This window comes from Lysinibacillus sp. UGB7 (genome assembly GCF_049058285.1).
Classification (GTDB): Bacteria; Bacillota; Bacilli; order Bacillales_A; family Planococcaceae; genus Lysinibacillus; species Lysinibacillus sphaericus_B.
This window is the reverse complement of the sequence record NZ_JBMGUV010000005.1, coordinates 185,359-202,733: the sequence shown is the minus strand read 5'-3', so window position 1 is coordinate 202,733 and position 17,375 is coordinate 185,359. Positions and strand designations below refer to the sequence as shown.

Below are 17,375 nucleotides of genomic sequence, written 5' to 3'. Positions count from 1 at the left end.
TAAGGCAAAGTTAAAAGGCATGAGTCCAATACAATATCGGACTCATGCCCAACCCGCTGCCTAATGAAATAACCGTGTCTAACTTTTAGGGGTCACTTCAATAAAATCTTGGGGTTTCTTATGCAGAATTATTTCATTCCAGCAGTGCGACGACGCAAGAAGAACACTGCACCTAAAACGAGAAGTAAACCAATTAGTGTTAGGACTTTTTGATCTGCTCCATCTGTTTGTGGAAGCTTGCCTTTCGTATTTAATTGCGCTTCCAATTGTTTAGCAGCCGCTTTGATCTTGTCAATATCAAGAGACTGTGCTACTACTGCCTGATCCTCTTTAGGTAAATTATTAAATTTATTGAGGAAATCCTTATACTCATCTAACGTGTCTTTAGTTGCCGTAGAAGGATTATATGGCGGTAAGTTTTTCCCTTGGTCAATGACATCTTGTACAGATGGTTTAGACGTTTCTGGTTTTCCAGGTGTCACTGGCTTTTCTGGATCTACTGGTTGCTCCGGATCTGGTGTTGGCTTACTTGGATCTACTGGCTTCTCCGGATCTGGTGTTGGTTTGCTTGGATCTACTGGCTTCTCCGGATCTGGTGTTGGCTTGCTTGGATCTACTGGCTTCTCCGGATCTGGTGTTGGCTTGCTTGGATCTACCGGCTTCTCCGGATCTGGTGTTGGCTTACTTGGATCTACTGGCTTTTCTGGGTCTGGTGTTGGCTTACTTGGATCTACTGGCTTTTCTGGGTCTGGCGTCCAACCGCCACCTGTTGATGTAGGTTTTACTAGTGCTGAACATGTATCTTTTACTGTAAACGAGCCAATTAAACGACTTCCCTCATATACATAGTACGTACCTTGTTTAATGGCTTTGTTTGGTAAGACAATTGTTCCTGCTACACTAGTTGTTAGAATTTCATTGTTGTCTGCATCTTTAATACTGTTACTAGCTGCGTCTTTTATTGTTATCTTTGCATTCGCAAGTGGTGTTCCAAATTCAGTTTGCACTGTTAATGTAAATGATGGACATGTAGGTGCTGCTACTACTTCTGCCTCACAATTTACTGAATACTGAACTGTTATTTGGCCAATGAATAATTCACCTTGATATACATTGTACTCACCAGATGGAATATCTGTAGAAGGAATATTAATTTGACCTAATTCATTTGTCGTTTTGTTTGTAGCAATAGTTGCGCCCGTTTTATCTTTTATTGTTATATTGTTAACGTTAGCGCGTACATTACCATTTTCATGTTTCACCGTTAATGTAAATTGTGGACATGCTGGCACTTGTTGGACTGTTGCTTCACAAGCTGTAGTTACTGTAAACTCTCCAACTTCTTTTGCCCCATCATAGACCACATATTTTCCTGGTTCCAGATTAGTAATTTTCACTTTTCCCTCTTTATCAGTAGGGTTGATAGTTTGTGTAATATTAGTATTCGTATCTACATTTTTAATTGTAACAGTCACACCTTCACGTGGTTTACCATCTACATCATTCACAGTTAATGTAAATACAGGGCATGTAGGTGCTTGTTTTACTTCTGTTTCACAACCATTTTTATAACTAACTACTACTTCGCTAAGGAATTGTTTGCCTTCATAAAGATCGTACTTTCCTGATGGAATATTTGGTAGAACTTTAAATTTTCCGTTCTCGTCAGTTGTTGTTGAGATAATCTCATTTCCTGCCTTATCCTTTAATGTCACTGCTACATTTACACGTGGATTATCATCCTTGTCTTTTAATGTAATTGTGAATTGTGTGCATGAATTAGTAGGCTGTAATTCAGCATGGCATTCATTTTTACCGTATTTCACAGTCACATTTCCAAGTTCTTCAGTACCATCAAATACTTTATATGAACCTGCTTTAACTGCCTTAGAACCTTCACGTGGGATAATTACTTTCCCCTCGCTAGTTGTTGTACCTGTAAATTTCACATTGCCCTTATCATCTTGTAATGTGATTTCTTTATTAACAACAAGCTCACCATCAATATCTTTGATAGTTAGTGTAAAGTTTGGACACATCTCTCCAGAATTAACAACTTTAACATTTTCTACTTCAGTTCCTTTATCTGGTACTAAAATGGTGTCAGTAGTTGCATCTAATTTAAATAATTGATCGTCCATTTTCGAATAACCATCAGGTGCCGCAACCTCTCTCACATAGTATGTGCCGTAATTAATGGAATTGAATTCAAAGTAACCATCAACACCAGAAGTAGCTTTAGCAATAACATATACATTACTTCCAACTTTTTTGGTTAATTCAAACTCTACGCCAGCAAGTGCATGTTTTTCACCTGTTGATGGATTAAAACCTATTTTTTTAAATTTTGCGTTTCCTTTTGTTAATTGGAAGTCGGTATCTGAGCTACTGAAACTGAAAGTATTCTGTTCACCTGATCCTGTTTCTTGGTTTTTACTTGTAGCATCATTAAACGTTATTTTCGCACTATTGCTAAACGCTTGACCATTTTGACCTAATCCGATTGTTTTGTACTGGACTTGGTAGCCTTTTTTCGTTAGGTCACCAAAGTTAAATGAAAAGCCACCAGTCACTTTATCGTAATCTACTGTTACACCAAACTCGGATGGTTTTTTCCAAGTCGAAGATGCCCCTTCAGAGATACCTGTTGCATTCACAACATAAGGTCGAATCTGAATAGAATCTGGAATAAGCATTAAATTACCAGATGGTGTATCTGTTAAGACAACATTTTTTAAAGTAGAATGTGATTTATTTACATCTATTTTCCAAGTAATTGTTTGATTACTATTATTACCTGACGATGTGATATTCTTCGATAATAAATCATTCGCTACATCGACCTTAACTGATGCTGTTAGTTCATAAGTTTTCGTCTCGCCCAATGTTTTAAATTTAGCTGTATTGGTATAAGTGTCACCTTTTTCATTAGCATTATTCGATTCAATGCCTACAATATGATTGGAATCCTTTGTTTTATACTCTATAAGGTACACATTATTATTTGTTGCTGCATCTAAACCTTTGAATCTTAGCGTGTAACCCTTTTTATCTTGTGCCACCGTTAAGTCATACTTACTAGAGTCTAATATGTCTCCTCTAGTCCCAGCATTATCATCACCTGTTGTAAGCGTATAATGATAGACAGTAAATGACGTATCGTCGATTTCATGCCCATCACCTAGCACATCGGTTAATAGCGCTCCATTAATATCTTTCTTATTAATGTTCACTTTAACTTCCCAAGTGAATTCTTGATCTAAATAGTTGAATTTCCCTGACTTGCTACCATTATTTTGAGTTGTAGTGGCTGGTGTATAATCAGCTTCTTTAGTGATTTCATATGTCTCGTCACTAGTCCACTTAGCTGTAGCTGTATTACCGTATCCACCATCTACAACAGAGCCGTCATCTGCAATAGCAAATGATGTTTTATAGGTAATTGTCGCTGTTTGACCTTTTGCAATAGTACCATCTGTTAAAGTGAACCCTTTGCTTAAGTCATGTTCATCGATAAGCGCAATAGTGTGCCCCGTCATATTGTTTATAGTAATATCATGGACTCCACCAACAAGTGTATGCTTACCTTTTTTATTAGCTGTTTCAAACGTATCGGCGATTTTCAATCCGTTAATAGCTTTATTATCGGCTTTTACTGTAATCGTCCAAGTAATTTCTTTTGTGTCAAAGTTTATGGAACGTGATTTTCTTAAAATGTTTTCTGTCATTGTGTGAGGAGCTGTTTTTGTAATCGTTCCATTTGTCACTGTGTTCGTTAGCGATTCCCCAGTCCCTGTGTAGAAATCTTTAGTATAGTAAGCATCATACTTGATTTTATAGGCTTCTGTTACTGAGTCATCAAATTTTAGCTCGAAGCCATCTGAAATCTTATTGACGGAGTAATTACTAAATTCAATAGGTGTTCCTATTTCATTGCCATTTTCATCTACCTGCACTTTGTAAACTACAATAGTATCTGTATCAATTTTATGTGCACCTGGCAGTGTGTCTACAATAACAGGATTGTCTATCTTCACTTCATTATAGTTGTATTTAATTTCCCATGAAGATTTGTAGTTATCCCCTGATACTAAACTTTTCTTAAGTGCATCACCGTATTTGATCTTCTGTGTGGCAACATCCGAAGTTTCTGAATCACTACCATTATTTAATGTAACAGTATTATTAAAAGATTTTTCTCCCTCTGGATTAGTCTCAATTACTTTTGTTTGATAGTTCACTTTATATGCATATTTATCATTTAATGAAATATCAGCGAAGTTAGCATTTTCTAGGTAAGTAGGATTTGCTGTATCCTCTTTATATCCATTTAAACCTATTTCGTATTGAGTCACTTGAACAGAGCCTGGTATAACTTCATGCATAGCGCTATTGCTAACACTCGTATTATCTGTTAGAGTAGCACCATTTAAGTCCTTGCCAGCTCGGTTAACCCAAACTTCCCAATCGATGATTCTTTCACCGTTTACTGATTTAACACCTTTACTTTCTTTTGAAATCTTCTGATTGCTTGTTGATGGAAGGAATGTAATTGTAACGGTTTCCTCTCCACCTTTACCATCAGGAATGACTACTTCTTGCTCTAAGCTATCATCATATAGATTAAAGCCTGATTCAAATGTGGCAATAAGCTTTACATCACTACCTATTAAGTTTGGATCAGTAATGGTTTCATCTAATTTAACAGTTACTGTTTGACCAACTGTTGTGTAAGAAAACGCCGGATTATTTGGACCTGCCGACTTAAATCCTTGGAAGTTTTTTTGGTAGTCTATAATAGACGCTGGTAAATCAAACGTAAAATAATCTCCCGCTGCATGCGTATTCTCTAAGTTTGCTGTAAATGTAAATGTAATTGTTGCTGTTTGACCCTGTTGGAGTTCTTTGTCATAAGATGGCGCTGTGACCATTTCTCCATTAATTAGCATTTCAAAATCTACTGCAGATACTGGTATTTCCTGTGGTACACCAGCATTTAATATCGCTGGCACATCTGGAGGATTTGGTAAAATTGCATCTTTAGCCGCACCCTCTGTTGTTGGGTCGTTCTCTTCTGTTACAGTGTCCTCTCCCTCAGTTGTTGCTTCACCATTACCATTTGTCTCAGAATCAATTGAAGTTGAACCATCCGGCTGTCCTGGTGTTTGTTCACCTGTAACCTCTTCCTCTACTGTCCCTTCACTAGTACTAGTGCCTCCAGTGGTAGGTGTAGGTGCCCCACTTTCTGGTGTCGCTGTTTCTTCAGGTACCAGATCAGTTGTTGCTGGAGGATTTAGTTCTTCCGCAAACACTGAAATTGGTGATAGCACCGTTTGGAATACGAGCAACATTGTGATGATTGCTAAATTTATTTTCTTCATGTTTCTCTCCTTTTTAAGTTCAGAGAGTTACCTGTAGGTGTTTGTTGACGACATGCATCCTTTCTAAATCTAGGAAAGGTATGCTACAAACATTAGGTTTGTCCCTCTTCCCTCCAAATAACTTGTCGTCATGGCGAATACATCAAAAACAATACTACACGCGGTAGACTATCATGGTGACTTCTTATTGTGTATGTACACAATTGCATGTATCCAAATTAACTGGTGTGACGCCTTTTATAATTGACCTCACCCCCTTTTAGATTTTAGATACATTATAGTAAACAGTACTGAACAAATTCTAAACAATTCCATAATTTTCGTTAACAAATCCCTATAGTAATTTGTAATTCTTCCGGTTGACGTGTTTTTATACATTACAAAAAGCACTAATCCAGTCCTCAATTCGAGTAGGTTTAGTGCTTTTTTATCATTAATATATGACTATGAGTAATTTATCGTCTTCTATCTAATATTCATTCTTTATTCAAAAATTTTTTTGTCATCACAAATATTTCATCGACCTTGTAAGAGTGTCAATATTTGTTTCTTCACGATCGAATTTGTACTACTATCCTCTAAGAAATCTAGTGGAAAGTATACTTTATGATCGCGTTTCATACGCCCAGAAATAGAATCCACAATTATGGATTCACGTGAGAGTTCACGTAACTCGCCGTTTTTCATTTCTAGAAAAATGGGGACACGTACTTCTTCCTCTCCTGGTCGATAAAAATCATAAGGCAAGTCGGCGGTAGTATCATGCACAAGATAGTAGTCGGGATTTAAGTCAGCTTGCTTAAATAACTCTTGTAGCTTTTGGTATTTGTCCAATTCAACGCCGGGATCTAAATCGATGTATTGAAATAACTTGCGATTTACAAAACGACGACTTAAGTCACTTAAAATAGCATCTTCCTCTTGCATCCATAATTGAAAATAAGTAAAAAGGATACTTTCATCTAGTGCTAAATAGTCCTCCAACGTAATCGTGTTACGGAAAAAAGCCAAAAAGTGTGTAGGTTCGTGCTTAAACTTGTAGCCTACCATACTTAATTGTTTAGCTCTTTTTAAAATATTATTTAATATAACCTCCGCGCTACGTGATACAGGATGGAAATAAATTTGTAAGTACATTTGATAGCGACTCATAATGTAATCCTCTACCGCATGCATGCCGGTCGCTTTTATCACTACCTGATTTTTGCGAGGGCGCATTACCCGTAAAATACGCTCCATATCGAAATGGCCATAGCTCACACCTGTAAAATAGGCGTCTCGTTGTAGGTAATCCATACGGTCGGCATCTATTTGACTAGAAATTAAACTTACAACTTGCTTATTTGGATAAGTTTTTTCAATTACTTGTGAAACTTTTTCTGGGAAGTCTAGTGCAACTTTTTTCAGCACGGCATTGACTTCTGTATCACCAAGTAATATTTGCCTTGTAAAGAATTCATGATCAAGCTCAAAGACATTTTCAAAAGCATGTGAGAAAGGACCGTGCCCTAAATCATGTAAAAGGGCTGCACAAAGTACAAGCAATCGCTCGCTTTCATCCCATTCTGGGCGACCTGTAAAAATATCATCAACAATGCGGCGCACAATTTCATAAACACCCAGTGAGTGACTGAAACGGCTATGCTCTGCTCCATGGAATACTAAAAACGTTGTACCGAGCTGGCGAATTCTGCGCAATCGTTGGAATTCTCTTGTACCCACTAAATCCCAAATTACTTGGTCTCGTACGTGTACATAACGATGAACTGGATCCTTGAATACTTTCTCTTCTTGCAATTTTGCGTTTGCATAATGTGTCATTTGTACAGCACCTCCCATTTCGTATTTCTTCTATTATATGCAATACTTGTAGGACTAGCATATACATTACTCTGTAATTATAGCGACTATCAACCTAATTCAACGTATTATTGACTTATTTTAGGTTTCTATCGACCTAATAGCTAGGCGTATTCATCACCGCTACATCCATATGCGGCGCAAATACCTGGACTTTATTAATATTTACCAATATACAAAAAACTACCTTCAACAATGTGAAGATAGCTTCTTATTACTTACTTTTCAATTTCACTAAAACTTTTTCCATTAGCTCTTCTTCAGTGAGTGCAGCTACAGGGCGACTATTTACAAAGGTAAATGTTTTTTTACGACCTGGGCCACAATAAGAATGACAGCCAATTTCGATGGTTGCATCAGGATCGATTTCCTTTAATTTTGGAATTAAGGTTTTTAAGTTAACGGCCTGACATTCATCGCAAACTTTAAATTCGTTTGCCATTTTGTCAACAACCCTTTCTATATAGTATTTTTTCAAAAATAAACGATTCTAATGTACGTATGACCTTCACATATTTAAGTATGTAGCATACGCACAAACCTACATCGGGTATTGTATCGCATTTTTCACCTTGTATTCAAGCATAATTCCTCCCACATAGATGAATAAAAGGTTAAAAGATTGGTCATGCTAGAGATAAATAAGTAGTACCAAATTAAGGTGGGAGGTTTTAAAATGAGTAAAATAAGACAAGATGCTTGGTTAGAAGAAAATGATGAATTGTTAGCAGAGGCGGTAATTCGTCATGTTACAGAAGGAAGTACACAGTTAAATGCCTTTGAAGAAGCTGGTGATGCACTGAACCGTACTGCTGCTGCATGTGGTTTCCGTTGGAATGCTGTTGTTCGTAAGACTTATGAGGAACAATTAGCAGATGCAAAAAAAGAAAGAAAAGAGAGAATGCGAGTGTTAGGCGCTCCTGCAAGACGTCGTTCCTCTAATATTTTTGCAGTAAGTGGTAGTGATACAGAAAGCAAGTCCATTCCTTTATCAGCACTATCTCTTGATATTGTTATAGCGTACTTGCTACGTTTACAACATTCTGGTGAAATAGGTAATGAGTCTTCGAAATGGAGACAACTTGTACACGTAACATCTGAGAAAAATAAAAAACTAGAGAAGACCATTACACAGTTAGAAGAAGAAAACAGATCCATTCGTAGAGATTATGAGCAATTTGTGCAAATTATGAACCGAGCTAGACGACTCGTAACACTAGATGAAGAGGAAGAATACATTGCTCCTGTTTTCAAAATGGAGAAAAACGGAAATCTCGTTACGAGTAGTCCGTATCAAAACGAAAATGGCGATGTGCTTAGTTAGCAACATCGCCTTTTTTTATGGAGACATGCTAGTTACCCATTTACTTTGGTTCTAGCATTTTTGCATTTCGTTGTAAAACACGTTGTAAATAAAATGAATATAACGCAAATTCTTCATCGTGAAAGGGTGCCATATGAACTTCATAGGCTAAACCGTGAAGTACTTGTTGTAAACGAATAACAACAGTGTCAACGGTTAATGATGCATCCACTAGTTCGCTTAATGAGGCCATAACTGTGGGCACAATTTGGGGATACGTAAATTTTGTTTCCTCGCCCTGTAAGCTTTCCTCATAAAAATCGCGAATAAGGGCCGCTCGTTTTGCACCGCTCCCTTCAATACATAAATAAATTTGCACGGCAACACCTTGCCGTAAACGTCTCTGCGAAATACCGGCAAATTTTTTCCCTTGCATACTTAAATCATAGGAACCTGGACAATAGGACCCCACAATTTCATAGGCTTCAATTTTATCGGCTACTTCGGGGAATAATGCTTTCACAAGCGCAACCATGACATCGTAGCCAGCATCAATGCTCAGCGCTTCTGTTTGTTCTGATAAAACAATTGAAATATTAAGGACACCTGCATCAAGAACAACTGCTAGACCACCAGAATTACGAACAATCGGATGATAGCCCCGCGCTTCGAGCAATGTCATGCCTTGTTGCACATATGGTAAACGATGATCTTGAATACCAAGTACAACTGCAGCGTCATGTACCCATGTACGTATAGTTGGTGGAGATACAAGTTGTCCCACCAGTTGACATAAAGTATCATCTGTTGCAAAAGATTCAAGTGGCGAGTTATTTTTCATGCTGATGGATTGATCGTAGAAACGCCAAATCGGTTGTTGTAAAATACTGTTCATTTTGTAGTGCTCCTCTATTTACATCTCTTCTCTTTAGCATACATTATCTATTGAAGGTGTCAAATTAGTGAAATCGCTATCATGAACTTAGGGATTTGGAGCAAACTGTGATAAACTAAATGTGAATGATTTTCATTTATGAAGGAGTGTTTGAATAATGAATGAAGCAGCAATTACTTTAGATGGTTGGTACGCTTTACACGATTTCCGCTCAATTGACTGGGCTTCATGGAAACTAGTTTCTACTGAAGAACGTCAAGCAGCAGTTGAAGAATTTATTGCTTATTTAGACAAATTGAATGATGCAGATGTTGCTAAAACAGGTGCTCATGCATTTTACGCAATTGTAGGTCAAAAAGCTGACTTTATGATTATGACATTACGTGAAACAATGGATGAGCTACAAGAGATTGAAGCTGAATTTAACAAATTAGCAATTGCTGATTTTACAATTCCTACATATTCTTATGTATCTGTTGTGGAGCTTTCAAACTACTTAGCTGGGGAGTCAAATGAAGACCCATACCAAAATCCACATGTACGTGCACGACTATATCCTGAACTTCCACGTTCTAAATATGTCTGCTTCTACCCAATGGACAAGCGTCGCCAGGGCGATGATAATTGGTATATGCTTTCAATGGACGATCGCAAATCGTTAATGCGTTCTCACGGTATGATTGGCCGAGGCTATGCTGGTAAAGTAAAACAAATCATCACTGGTTCTGTTGGCTTCGACGATCACGAATGGGGCGTAACATTATTCGCAGACGACGTATTACAATTTAAAAAATTAGTATATGAAATGCGCTTTGACGAAGTTTCTGCTCGCTATGGCGAATTTGGTGCATTCTTCGTTGGTAACTTACTTGATAACGAAAAATTAGTGAAATTCTTAACTGTATAATTAGAAAAGTGCTTGTCGAAAAGAATGTCACGTCTTTACGCTTCTGCTAGTCTCTTGCAGCAAAAGAACATTTTGCTGTGAGCGTTAACCATGCATCAAGCGTACTGCACGACAATCGCTAAATGAAAGTGCGAGTCCATATAAGTGGGCTCGCATTTTTTAGGTTTAGGCTCCGTTTTCCTCACCGTTCTCCGATTCTAAGATTAAAATAATTGTATGGATAAAAAATCCCGTAAGTACCATTAGAATAATTAAATACCAACTATACGGTTGATGGTAGTACTCTGCTATTCCAATGGCTATGAATGCACTTACGAAAATTGCTACAAACATACCAATAATACGCATTGTAACACTCCTTCATGAAAGCAATGATAAATCCCACATTAGTATGTCACAATACATTTTCAATATACTTACAAAATATTGATATTTCCAAATCTTCATCACAAATAACAAAAAACAAAAAAGAGCCATCCCTCTACGATGGCACTTTTTCGCTTTCTTTTTCCTTGGGTACACAAAGGGGATTGTCTCATAAATAAGACATTCATTCCTTACACGGTATGTCATGAACTTTCATTCTTTACTTTCAAAATTAAAATAATCGTATGAATGAAAAAGCCCACGACAATGATTAGAATGAATAGATACCAATGGAGTGGCTGGCCGTAAAAACCGCCGAGCAAAAAAGCCAGCACAGCACTTATTAAAATACCAACCCATATACCAATCCCCATCTCTCTGTCACCTCACATGTATTCAATACACATGCAAACTATCTCCGGTTTCCCCAAACATCTTCTTACTCTATATTTACCCCTATATCAAAAAAATCGCTTACTGTGGACATCCCTACCCTGTATTACAGACCACTCGTTATTACTAATATATGCTTAATATTTTCAAAAGGTGAATTTCTTTCTCATCAAAATCAAACATGTCTACAATACCTTCATGCATATACTGTCTGCGAGGAGGTATGAAAATCGCTGTTATAAAGACGAATGATGCACAGACAGCTCTGCTCGCAAGGCTAATGCGTGCCGAAGCAGAAGGTGACGGAGATTTAGGTATGCTCATGGTCGGCAATGTTGGCGTCAATCGTGTCCGAGCAGATTGTCTTGATTTTGGTGATATTCGAACGCTTGAGCAAATGGTTTTTCAGCGTCCTGGAGGCTTTGAGGCAACAACAAAGGGCTATTTTTATCAACGTGCACGGTCACAAGATCTCAAATTAGCGAAAAGAGTTATTCAAGGTGAAAGATTTCATCCATCTACCCGCTCTCTTTGGTTTTTCATGCCACCGGGTGACTGCCCTGCGCAATGGTACGGTCAATGGAACACAGGTCGTTTTAAATCGCATTGCTTTTTCTCACCAACTGAAAGTGATTGTCCACAAATTTAATTGAAAGAAGGTTGTTACTTATGATGCCTTACTATTGGACACCGACACCTCAGCAACAAATGACACCTCCAGCAGTGACGCTTCCAAGCGGACGGCCACCCGGACGTGAAGAATCGTATATCGAAAACATTTTACGATTGAATCGCGGTAAGCCTGGAACTTTCCACTTTTCTTTTGAGCATGCTGTAGAACAAGGAAAGAACACGAAAACAGTACGAGGTGTGGTAGAAGCTGCTGGACGGGATCATGTGATATTACGTGAGCTGAAATCCAATCACCGGTTCTTATTCCCAATGATTTATTTTGACTTTGCCGAATATGATGAGGAAATGTCTTATTTTAACCAAAATCCATAACAAAAAAATAAGCTGTCCATAAAATTGGACAGCTCATTTTTTAATGATGATTTTGTAAATATTGCAATGTTGCTTTTCCTAATGTTTTTGCCGCAATTAACATTGCACGTTCGTCAAAATCAAAACGTGCATGATGATGTGGATAGGCTGTATCCCACTCAGGCTTTTTTGCACCTGTGAAGAAAAATGTACCTGGTACTTTTTCGAGATAATATGCAAAGTCTTCACCTATCATGAATGGTGGACATGTAATGACATTTTCAACCCCCGGTACATCAACTGCAAGCTGTGCAACAAATGCTGTTTCTTTTACATGGTTATAGACAGGTGGATAACCTCTAGTATAACGATATTCATAGCTTGCACCAAAGGCAAGGCAAGTCGCCTTTAATACAGTCTCCAACTCCTGTTCCATTTGCGTACGTACCTGCTCCTCAAATGTACGAACTGTCCCCGTCAATGCAACTCGTTCTGCAATGACATTGAACGGGTTAATCGCTTCAAAATGACCAATTGTTAAAACTGCAGATTTTAATGGATCAATACGGCGAGAGACAAGTTGCTGAGCATTGATGACAAACTGTGAAGCAAGCACAACAGCATCAATTGAATGATGTGGCTCCGCACCATGACCACCTTTTCCTTGAATAAGGATTTCCGCCTTATCGGCAGCGGCCATAATAGCACCATCGCGCACCAATATATCACCGAGCGGTGTTGGCGCCCATAAATGTGTACCAAAAATCACGTCTACTCCGTCTAAACAACCATCTTCAATCATCGGTTTGGCCCCACCCGGTGCAATTTCCTCCGCGTACTGATGAATAAACACCACATTACCGGCAAGCTCACCCTTCATGGCATTTAACGCCTTTGCGAGCCCAAGCAAAGTAGCTGTATGTCCATCATGTCCACATGCATGCATTTTACCAGCTATCTTTGACTTATAAGGAACTTCATTTTCCTCCTGAATCGCCAATGCATCAAAATCCGCACGTAGCGCCACCGTTTTTCCTGGTTTCGCACCATACAATGTAGCAACAACGCCACGTTCTCCCACCTGCTCGCGTACCTCATGCCCTAATGCTTTATGAAAAGCAGCAATATATGCTGGTGTTTCCACTTCTTCAAAAGATAACTCAGGATACTCATGTAAATGACGACGGATTGCTACTATTTCTTCATAGTTTTCATCGAGTAATGTAAATAATCTTTCCATATAGCATCTCCCCATTTTCTTATTGTCGAATTTTTCTGGTAATCATAGTGTACCTCATAAATCCTTACAAAAACAATAGGAATTGAATTTAATATGTATCTAGTATAGAGAGGAGAGTGATTGGCTAATTTTTTGATATTGATACACCCGTGCGGTTCTACCGGTTACCCAAGTAATGACCAATAAAAGCAAAATACTCCCTTACATTTTTATGTGAGGGAGTGATTGAAATTGTTATCTTGCTTGTTTAAGGACTGTTAGTATAATAAGTACCCATCCTGTTAAAAATAGCACCCCACCAATTGGTGTAATAGCACCTAACACTTTTATGCCGCTTAATGCTAACACATATAGGCTGCCGGAAAAGAAGACTATACCTAAGTTAAAGAAGATACCAGCTACATTTAATTGTTTTACTTCACCTAGTAATTTTGTGCTCATTAATAGACCAATCACAAGTAAGCCTGTCGCATGAAACATTTGGTATTGTACTGCCGTTTCCCAAATACCTTGGCCATAATCGTCTAATCTTTCTTTTAATGCATGTGCACCGAATGCACCAAATGCTACTGCTAAAAAGCCGTGAAGTGCGCCTGTGACAATAAATCTTTTCATGTCGTTTACCCTGCCTTTTATTTACTCGATAGTCTCATATTTGAGTTTCCTTAACACTTTAAGTAAAACCCAATTGTTCATTATCTTGGCTTAAAAATCAAAAATCGAATCGCCGTTTGCACCGTCATCCTCTTCAATCTTCGCTGTGTATATGCTCGATGGTGTAGACCCCGTAGCTAACATTTGTGGCAAATGTTTTGTTGGTGCCTTTGGAGCTTCTGCAGGAAGATCTAACACTACATCACATAACGCACGAATAGCCGTTAGTGTCTCACGTATTTGTTGTTCACTTGCTGCATTTTTTGCATCGGCTAATTGTTTTTCAAGTTGCTGTAGTACGGCTTGATAAGAAATCATTGCGCTCTCCCACTTTCTTCTTTTGGCACAAATTTTAAGCAGTTCATTCCAGAGGATTGTTTGACAACAACGGATGGTATTTGTTTTGTCTTAAAGCCGTATGCCACACAGGCTCGTGGTGTTTGCGGGTCCCATGTTACTTTAAAATATTGACATTTGAAACAATTCACCTGCATCGTTGTCCCTCTCTTTCTTCTATATTAACTGTACCATGATTTTTAATGTGTATAAAGTAAACGATTTGTGCCAATCTACACTAAACACCAGTCGATTGGTTTCTCCCCCCACGCTACTAGTTGTTCATTTACCCTGGAATAGGGCTTACTCCCAAAAAAACCACGGTATGCACTTAGTGGACTCGGATGTGGTGCTTCTAAGATGATATGGGGAGTTGAATAATTACAAATTAATTGTTTTTTTCGCTGCGCTGGTTTACCCCATAGCACAAAAATAATTGGCTTTTGTCTTGATGCTAGTTTTTCAATCACTGCATCTGTAAATTGCTCCCATCCTTGCTCCTTATGGGAATTCGCCTGACCTGCCCGTACTGTTAAAACTGTATTCAAGAGCATAACACCCTGTTGTGCCCATTTTGTTAACGTGCCATCCTGTGGAATGGGACAACCCATATCGTCCTGTAATTCTTGTAACATATTACGTAAACTTGGTGGATGTGAAATACCTGGCTTCACAGAAAAACTTAAACCATGTGCTTGGTTGGGACCATGATAAGGATCTTGTCCTAAAATCACGACCTTCACATCACGATAAGCTGTGGTATAAAACGCATTCATAACATCGTTCAACGGTGGATATATTGTTTGGGTTGAATTTTCGAATGCTACAAATTGACGGAGTGCTTGATAATATGGTTTTTCTAATTCATCAGCAAGTATTGTTTGCCAATCATTCGGGAAAACTTGTTTCATTGCAAATAAAAGCCCCTTTCTTTATATTACAACCGTACAAAAAAATAATGCCTAATTCAAGTTTAAGATAAAGCTGACCTTATAAAAATATTGATTTCTGACTATTTTTATAGAATCAGAATCAGACTATACTAGACGGTAACTTTAAACTTTTATTATAAAGGAGATCTTTCACATGGCTCTAAAAAAAACATTAACAATTGCAGGTTCAGATACATCAGGCGGCGCAGGTATGCAAGCCGATCTTAAAACATTCCAAGAACATGGCACATACGGTATGGTTGCACTAACAGTAGTCGTAACAATGGAGCCAAACGGTTGGACACACAATGTTACACCACTACCAACAGAGCTCTTACAAAAACAAATTGATACAGCACTATCGACAGGCATTGATGCTGTGAAAACAGGGATGCTTTCAACAGAAGAAATCATTCGTATTGCTGGCGACGCTATTGCAAAGTCTGGCACTTCAAACGTTGTCATTGACCCAGTTATGGTATGTAAAGGAGATGATGAGGTGTTAAACCCTGGTAACACAGATGCCATGATTCAACATCTATTACCACTTGCTGCTGTCACAACACCAAATCTTTTCGAAGCTGGTCAATTAGCTGGTACTGGTACACCAAAAACAATCGAGGACATGAAAGTAGCTGCTCGTAAAATTAACGAACTAGGTGCTAAAGCTGTCGTGATAAAAGGTGGTAAAGCATTAGCGACTGAAAAAGCTACAGACTTATTCTTCGATGGCACTACATTCTACTTGTTGGAATCGGAAAAAGTAGCTTCCACTTTTAATCACGGAGCAGGTTGTACGTTTGCTGCTTCTGTTACAGCGAACCTAGCAAACGGTCTATCTGTAAAAGAAGCTGTTATTGAAGCTAAAGAATTCGTATCAGCTGCAATTGCTCATGGTTGGGCGTTAAATGACTATGTTGGTCCAGTTATGCATGGTGCAAAATCACGCTTCGGCGCACCAGAAGTAACAGTAACTGAAATCTGATTCATAAGCGCACATATTTTTAAACTATAATGGCTAACTCATCAATATAACAAAACAAAAAGGCATCTGATTAGTGAATCTTAATACTAATCAGATGCCTTTTTACATGTAGTTCTCCATCAGTTCGAGCCGATAATCCCATGGATCGTTCATTGAAATAAAACGAGCCATGGCCTTACTTTCTTTTTTACGCTCAGTTCGTGCCTTTGCCCGTTCAGACGCAGTTTCATGTAATTTCGTCTCTTCAACAGTTTCAGGTATAACGCGCGGAACTGCTGCTGGTCGATTATTTTCATCTAATGCCACAAAGGTTAATAAAGCAGTTGCAGCCACTTTACGTTCTCCAGTTTTTAAATTTTCCGAAATAACCTTTACAAAGACCTCCATTGAAGAAGTTCCAGTCCATGTAACATAAGATTCGAAATACACTGAGTCTGTCGGGCGAATCGGATGCAAAAAATCCACAGAATCCGTCGAAGCTGTGACGCAATCTTTACGACTATGCTTTGCAGCAGAGATTGAGGCTACTTGGTCAATATCACTCATTAAACGCCCACCAAAAAGCGTATTATGATTGTTAACATCATTCGGAAAAACTCGGCTAGTCCGCATCACTCTTGATTCCTTACAATATTTAAACTCTTTATTCACACCAATTCCTCCTCAAAATTATCTTTTTGTCCTTTTATAATCCTATATTTTTCTAGGAAAATCAATTTTATTTACAGAAAATTAAGAATTTTGTGCACGGATGAAAAAATTGGACAAGATACCTTAGCGCATTACACACCATATATTAGCTGTATATGGGAGGGAGAAATATGAAAAAACGTAAGCTTGAAGATGCAACTGAAGAACCTGGATTGCTTTTTGAGGAATTAACTGCCTCTAAAGTGGAAGTAATCGCTTCAATTATTTTAACGCTCGGTTATTCGCTATCTACCCTCGCCACGATATTAGCCTTACAAGAGGAAGAAGAAGCGGCACAATTAAAATCGTCTAATTCACTTGATCAACATCAGCAATTTAAACAAATGTGTAAACAATTACAGTCTGTCAATGATCGTTTAGATTCCATTGAACAAAAGCTCCCTAGGTTTTAGAAGATACATACCCATTATCGATAAAAAACCACGATC

Annotated in this window: 18 protein-coding genes; 6 read left to right on the top strand and 12 right to left on the bottom strand. The window is 38.2% G+C overall.

Annotation, left to right across the window (positions count from 1 at the left end; all coding sequences use genetic code 11):
- Positions 1 to 128: 128 nt before the first annotated feature.
- The 3 genes from ACOMCU_RS07190 to ACOMCU_RS07180 form a co-directional block, all read right to left on the bottom strand.
- Positions 129 to 5,381: a collagen binding domain-containing protein gene (locus ACOMCU_RS07190; RefSeq protein ID WP_421049768.1), complete on the bottom strand. Its 5,253-nt coding sequence runs from the start codon at positions 5,379 to 5,381 to the stop codon at positions 129 to 131.
- 516 nt (positions 5,382 to 5,897) lie between these two features.
- On the bottom strand, positions 5,898 to 7,202 hold the full coding sequence (locus ACOMCU_RS07185) for an HD domain-containing protein (protein WP_036131064.1): 1,305 nt from the start codon (positions 7,200 to 7,202) through the stop codon (positions 5,898 to 5,900).
- A gap of 253 nt (positions 7,203 to 7,455) precedes the next feature.
- Positions 7,456 to 7,683: a DUF1450 domain-containing protein gene (locus tag ACOMCU_RS07180; protein ID WP_010857913.1), complete on the bottom strand. Its 228-nt coding sequence runs from the start codon at positions 7,681 to 7,683 to the stop codon at positions 7,456 to 7,458.
- A gap of 234 nt (positions 7,684 to 7,917) precedes the next feature.
- On the opposite strand from ACOMCU_RS07180, the gene ACOMCU_RS07175 reads away from it, so the two are divergent.
- Positions 7,918 to 8,565 (top strand): RsfA family transcriptional regulator, encoded by a 648-nt coding sequence (locus ACOMCU_RS07175; protein WP_010857912.1) that lies wholly within the window; start codon positions 7,918 to 7,920, stop codon positions 8,563 to 8,565.
- Positions 8,566 to 8,605: 40 nt separating this feature from the next.
- Here ACOMCU_RS07175 and ACOMCU_RS07170 read toward each other — a convergent pair whose 3' ends face one another.
- Complete coding sequence (locus ACOMCU_RS07170) at positions 8,606 to 9,439, bottom strand: lipoate--protein ligase family protein (protein WP_421049767.1); 834 nt, start codon at positions 9,437 to 9,439, stop codon at positions 8,606 to 8,608.
- A 157-nt stretch (positions 9,440 to 9,596) separates the two neighbouring features.
- On the opposite strand from ACOMCU_RS07170, the gene hemQ reads away from it, so the two are divergent.
- Positions 9,597 to 10,346, top strand: coding sequence for a hydrogen peroxide-dependent heme synthase (gene hemQ / locus ACOMCU_RS07165; protein ID WP_010857910.1), 750 nt, complete (start codon positions 9,597 to 9,599; stop codon positions 10,344 to 10,346).
- A gap of 165 nt (positions 10,347 to 10,511) precedes the next feature.
- On the opposite strand, the gene ACOMCU_RS07160 is transcribed toward hemQ, so the two are convergent.
- Together ACOMCU_RS07160 and ACOMCU_RS07155 are read right to left on the bottom strand one after the other, a co-directional pair.
- A complete protein-coding gene (locus ACOMCU_RS07160; RefSeq protein ID WP_010857909.1) occupies positions 10,512 to 10,694 on the bottom strand; it encodes a hypothetical protein in 183 nt (60 codons plus the stop codon).
- A 221-nt stretch (positions 10,695 to 10,915) separates the two neighbouring features.
- Positions 10,916 to 11,086, bottom strand: coding sequence for a hypothetical protein (locus ACOMCU_RS07155; RefSeq protein WP_010857908.1), 171 nt, complete (start codon positions 11,084 to 11,086; stop codon positions 10,916 to 10,918).
- Positions 11,087 to 11,328: 242 nt separating this feature from the next.
- Between ACOMCU_RS07155 and ACOMCU_RS07150 the strand changes: the two genes are divergently transcribed.
- Together ACOMCU_RS07150 and gerQ are read left to right on the top strand one after the other, a co-directional pair.
- On the top strand, positions 11,329 to 11,754 hold the full coding sequence (locus ACOMCU_RS07150) for a cell wall hydrolase (protein WP_010857907.1): 426 nt from the start codon (positions 11,329 to 11,331) through the stop codon (positions 11,752 to 11,754).
- A gap of 20 nt (positions 11,755 to 11,774) precedes the next feature.
- Positions 11,775 to 12,110 (top strand): spore coat protein GerQ, encoded by a 336-nt coding sequence (gerQ, locus tag ACOMCU_RS07145; RefSeq protein WP_010857906.1) that lies wholly within the window; start codon positions 11,775 to 11,777, stop codon positions 12,108 to 12,110.
- 40 nt (positions 12,111 to 12,150) lie between these two features.
- On the opposite strand, the gene ACOMCU_RS07140 is transcribed toward gerQ, so the two are convergent.
- The 5 genes from ACOMCU_RS07140 to ACOMCU_RS07120 form a co-directional block, all read right to left on the bottom strand.
- Positions 12,151 to 13,329: a M20 family metallopeptidase gene (locus tag ACOMCU_RS07140; RefSeq protein ID WP_010857905.1), complete on the bottom strand. Its 1,179-nt coding sequence runs from the start codon at positions 13,327 to 13,329 to the stop codon at positions 12,151 to 12,153.
- A gap of 234 nt (positions 13,330 to 13,563) precedes the next feature.
- The gene (locus tag ACOMCU_RS07135) at positions 13,564 to 13,944 is read right to left on the bottom strand and encodes a DUF423 domain-containing protein (RefSeq protein WP_010857904.1); all 381 of its coding nucleotides are present in this window, start codon (positions 13,942 to 13,944) and stop codon (positions 13,564 to 13,566) included.
- 90 nt (positions 13,945 to 14,034) lie between these two features.
- The gene (locus ACOMCU_RS07130) at positions 14,035 to 14,301 is read right to left on the bottom strand and encodes a YwdI family protein (protein WP_010857903.1); all 267 of its coding nucleotides are present in this window, start codon (positions 14,299 to 14,301) and stop codon (positions 14,035 to 14,037) included.
- The gene (locus ACOMCU_RS07125; protein WP_010857902.1) at positions 14,298 to 14,477 is read right to left on the bottom strand and encodes a hypothetical protein; all 180 of its coding nucleotides are present in this window, start codon (positions 14,475 to 14,477) and stop codon (positions 14,298 to 14,300) included. Before ACOMCU_RS07125 ends, ACOMCU_RS07130 begins: the two co-directional genes overlap by 4 nt.
- Before the next feature lie 75 nt (positions 14,478 to 14,552).
- A complete protein-coding gene (locus ACOMCU_RS07120; protein WP_010857901.1) occupies positions 14,553 to 15,230 on the bottom strand; it encodes a uracil-DNA glycosylase in 678 nt (225 codons plus the stop codon).
- A 175-nt stretch (positions 15,231 to 15,405) separates the two neighbouring features.
- Between ACOMCU_RS07120 and thiD the strand changes: the two genes are divergently transcribed.
- Positions 15,406 to 16,236, top strand: coding sequence for a bifunctional hydroxymethylpyrimidine kinase/phosphomethylpyrimidine kinase (gene thiD / locus ACOMCU_RS07115; RefSeq protein WP_010857900.1), 831 nt, complete (start codon positions 15,406 to 15,408; stop codon positions 16,234 to 16,236).
- A 102-nt stretch (positions 16,237 to 16,338) separates the two neighbouring features.
- Here thiD and ACOMCU_RS07110 read toward each other — a convergent pair whose 3' ends face one another.
- On the bottom strand, positions 16,339 to 16,887 hold the full coding sequence (locus ACOMCU_RS07110) for an acyl-CoA thioesterase (RefSeq protein ID WP_010857899.1): 549 nt from the start codon (positions 16,885 to 16,887) through the stop codon (positions 16,339 to 16,341).
- A 170-nt stretch (positions 16,888 to 17,057) separates the two neighbouring features.
- Between ACOMCU_RS07110 and ACOMCU_RS07105 the strand changes: the two genes are divergently transcribed.
- Positions 17,058 to 17,339, top strand: a complete 282-nt coding sequence (locus ACOMCU_RS07105) for a hypothetical protein (RefSeq protein WP_421049766.1) — start codon at positions 17,058 to 17,060, stop codon at positions 17,337 to 17,339.
- Positions 17,340 to 17,375: the final 36 nt, after the last annotated feature.

Coding starts and splice junctions, on each gene's coding strand:
- ACOMCU_RS07140 (WP_010857905.1), bottom strand. CDS start 13,329: ATGGAAAGATTATTTACATTACTCGATGAAAACTATGAAGAAATAGTA.
- ACOMCU_RS07135 (WP_010857904.1), bottom strand. CDS start 13,944: ATGAAAAGATTTATTGTCACAGGCGCACTTCACGGCTTTTTAGCAGTA.
- ACOMCU_RS07185 (WP_036131064.1), bottom strand. CDS start 7,202: ATGACACATTATGCAAACGCAAAATTGCAAGAAGAGAAAGTATTCAAG.
- ACOMCU_RS07130 (WP_010857903.1), bottom strand. CDS start 14,301: ATGATTTCTTATCAAGCCGTACTACAGCAACTTGAAAAACAATTAGCC.
- ACOMCU_RS07125 (WP_010857902.1), bottom strand. CDS start 14,477: ATGCAGGTGAATTGTTTCAAATGTCAATATTTTAAAGTAACATGGGAC.
- thiD (WP_010857900.1), top strand. CDS start 15,406: ATGGCTCTAAAAAAAACATTAACAATTGCAGGTTCAGATACATCAGGC.
- hemQ (WP_010857910.1), top strand. CDS start 9,597: ATGAATGAAGCAGCAATTACTTTAGATGGTTGGTACGCTTTACACGAT.
- ACOMCU_RS07160 (WP_010857909.1), bottom strand. CDS start 10,694: ATGCGTATTATTGGTATGTTTGTAGCAATTTTCGTAAGTGCATTCATA.
- ACOMCU_RS07105 (WP_421049766.1), top strand. CDS start 17,058: ATGAAAAAACGTAAGCTTGAAGATGCAACTGAAGAACCTGGATTGCTT.
- ACOMCU_RS07170 (WP_421049767.1), bottom strand. CDS start 9,439: ATGAACAGTATTTTACAACAACCGATTTGGCGTTTCTACGATCAATCC.
- ACOMCU_RS07150 (WP_010857907.1), top strand. CDS start 11,329: ATGAAAATCGCTGTTATAAAGACGAATGATGCACAGACAGCTCTGCTC.
- gerQ (WP_010857906.1), top strand. CDS start 11,775: ATGATGCCTTACTATTGGACACCGACACCTCAGCAACAAATGACACCT.
- ACOMCU_RS07180 (WP_010857913.1), bottom strand. CDS start 7,683: ATGGCAAACGAATTTAAAGTTTGCGATGAATGTCAGGCCGTTAACTTA.
- ACOMCU_RS07120 (WP_010857901.1), bottom strand. CDS start 15,230: ATGAAACAAGTTTTCCCGAATGATTGGCAAACAATACTTGCTGATGAA.
- ACOMCU_RS07155 (WP_010857908.1), bottom strand. CDS start 11,086: ATGGGGATTGGTATATGGGTTGGTATTTTAATAAGTGCTGTGCTGGCT.
- ACOMCU_RS07175 (WP_010857912.1), top strand. CDS start 7,918: ATGAGTAAAATAAGACAAGATGCTTGGTTAGAAGAAAATGATGAATTG.
- ACOMCU_RS07190 (WP_421049768.1), bottom strand. CDS start 5,381: ATGAAGAAAATAAATTTAGCAATCATCACAATGTTGCTCGTATTCCAA.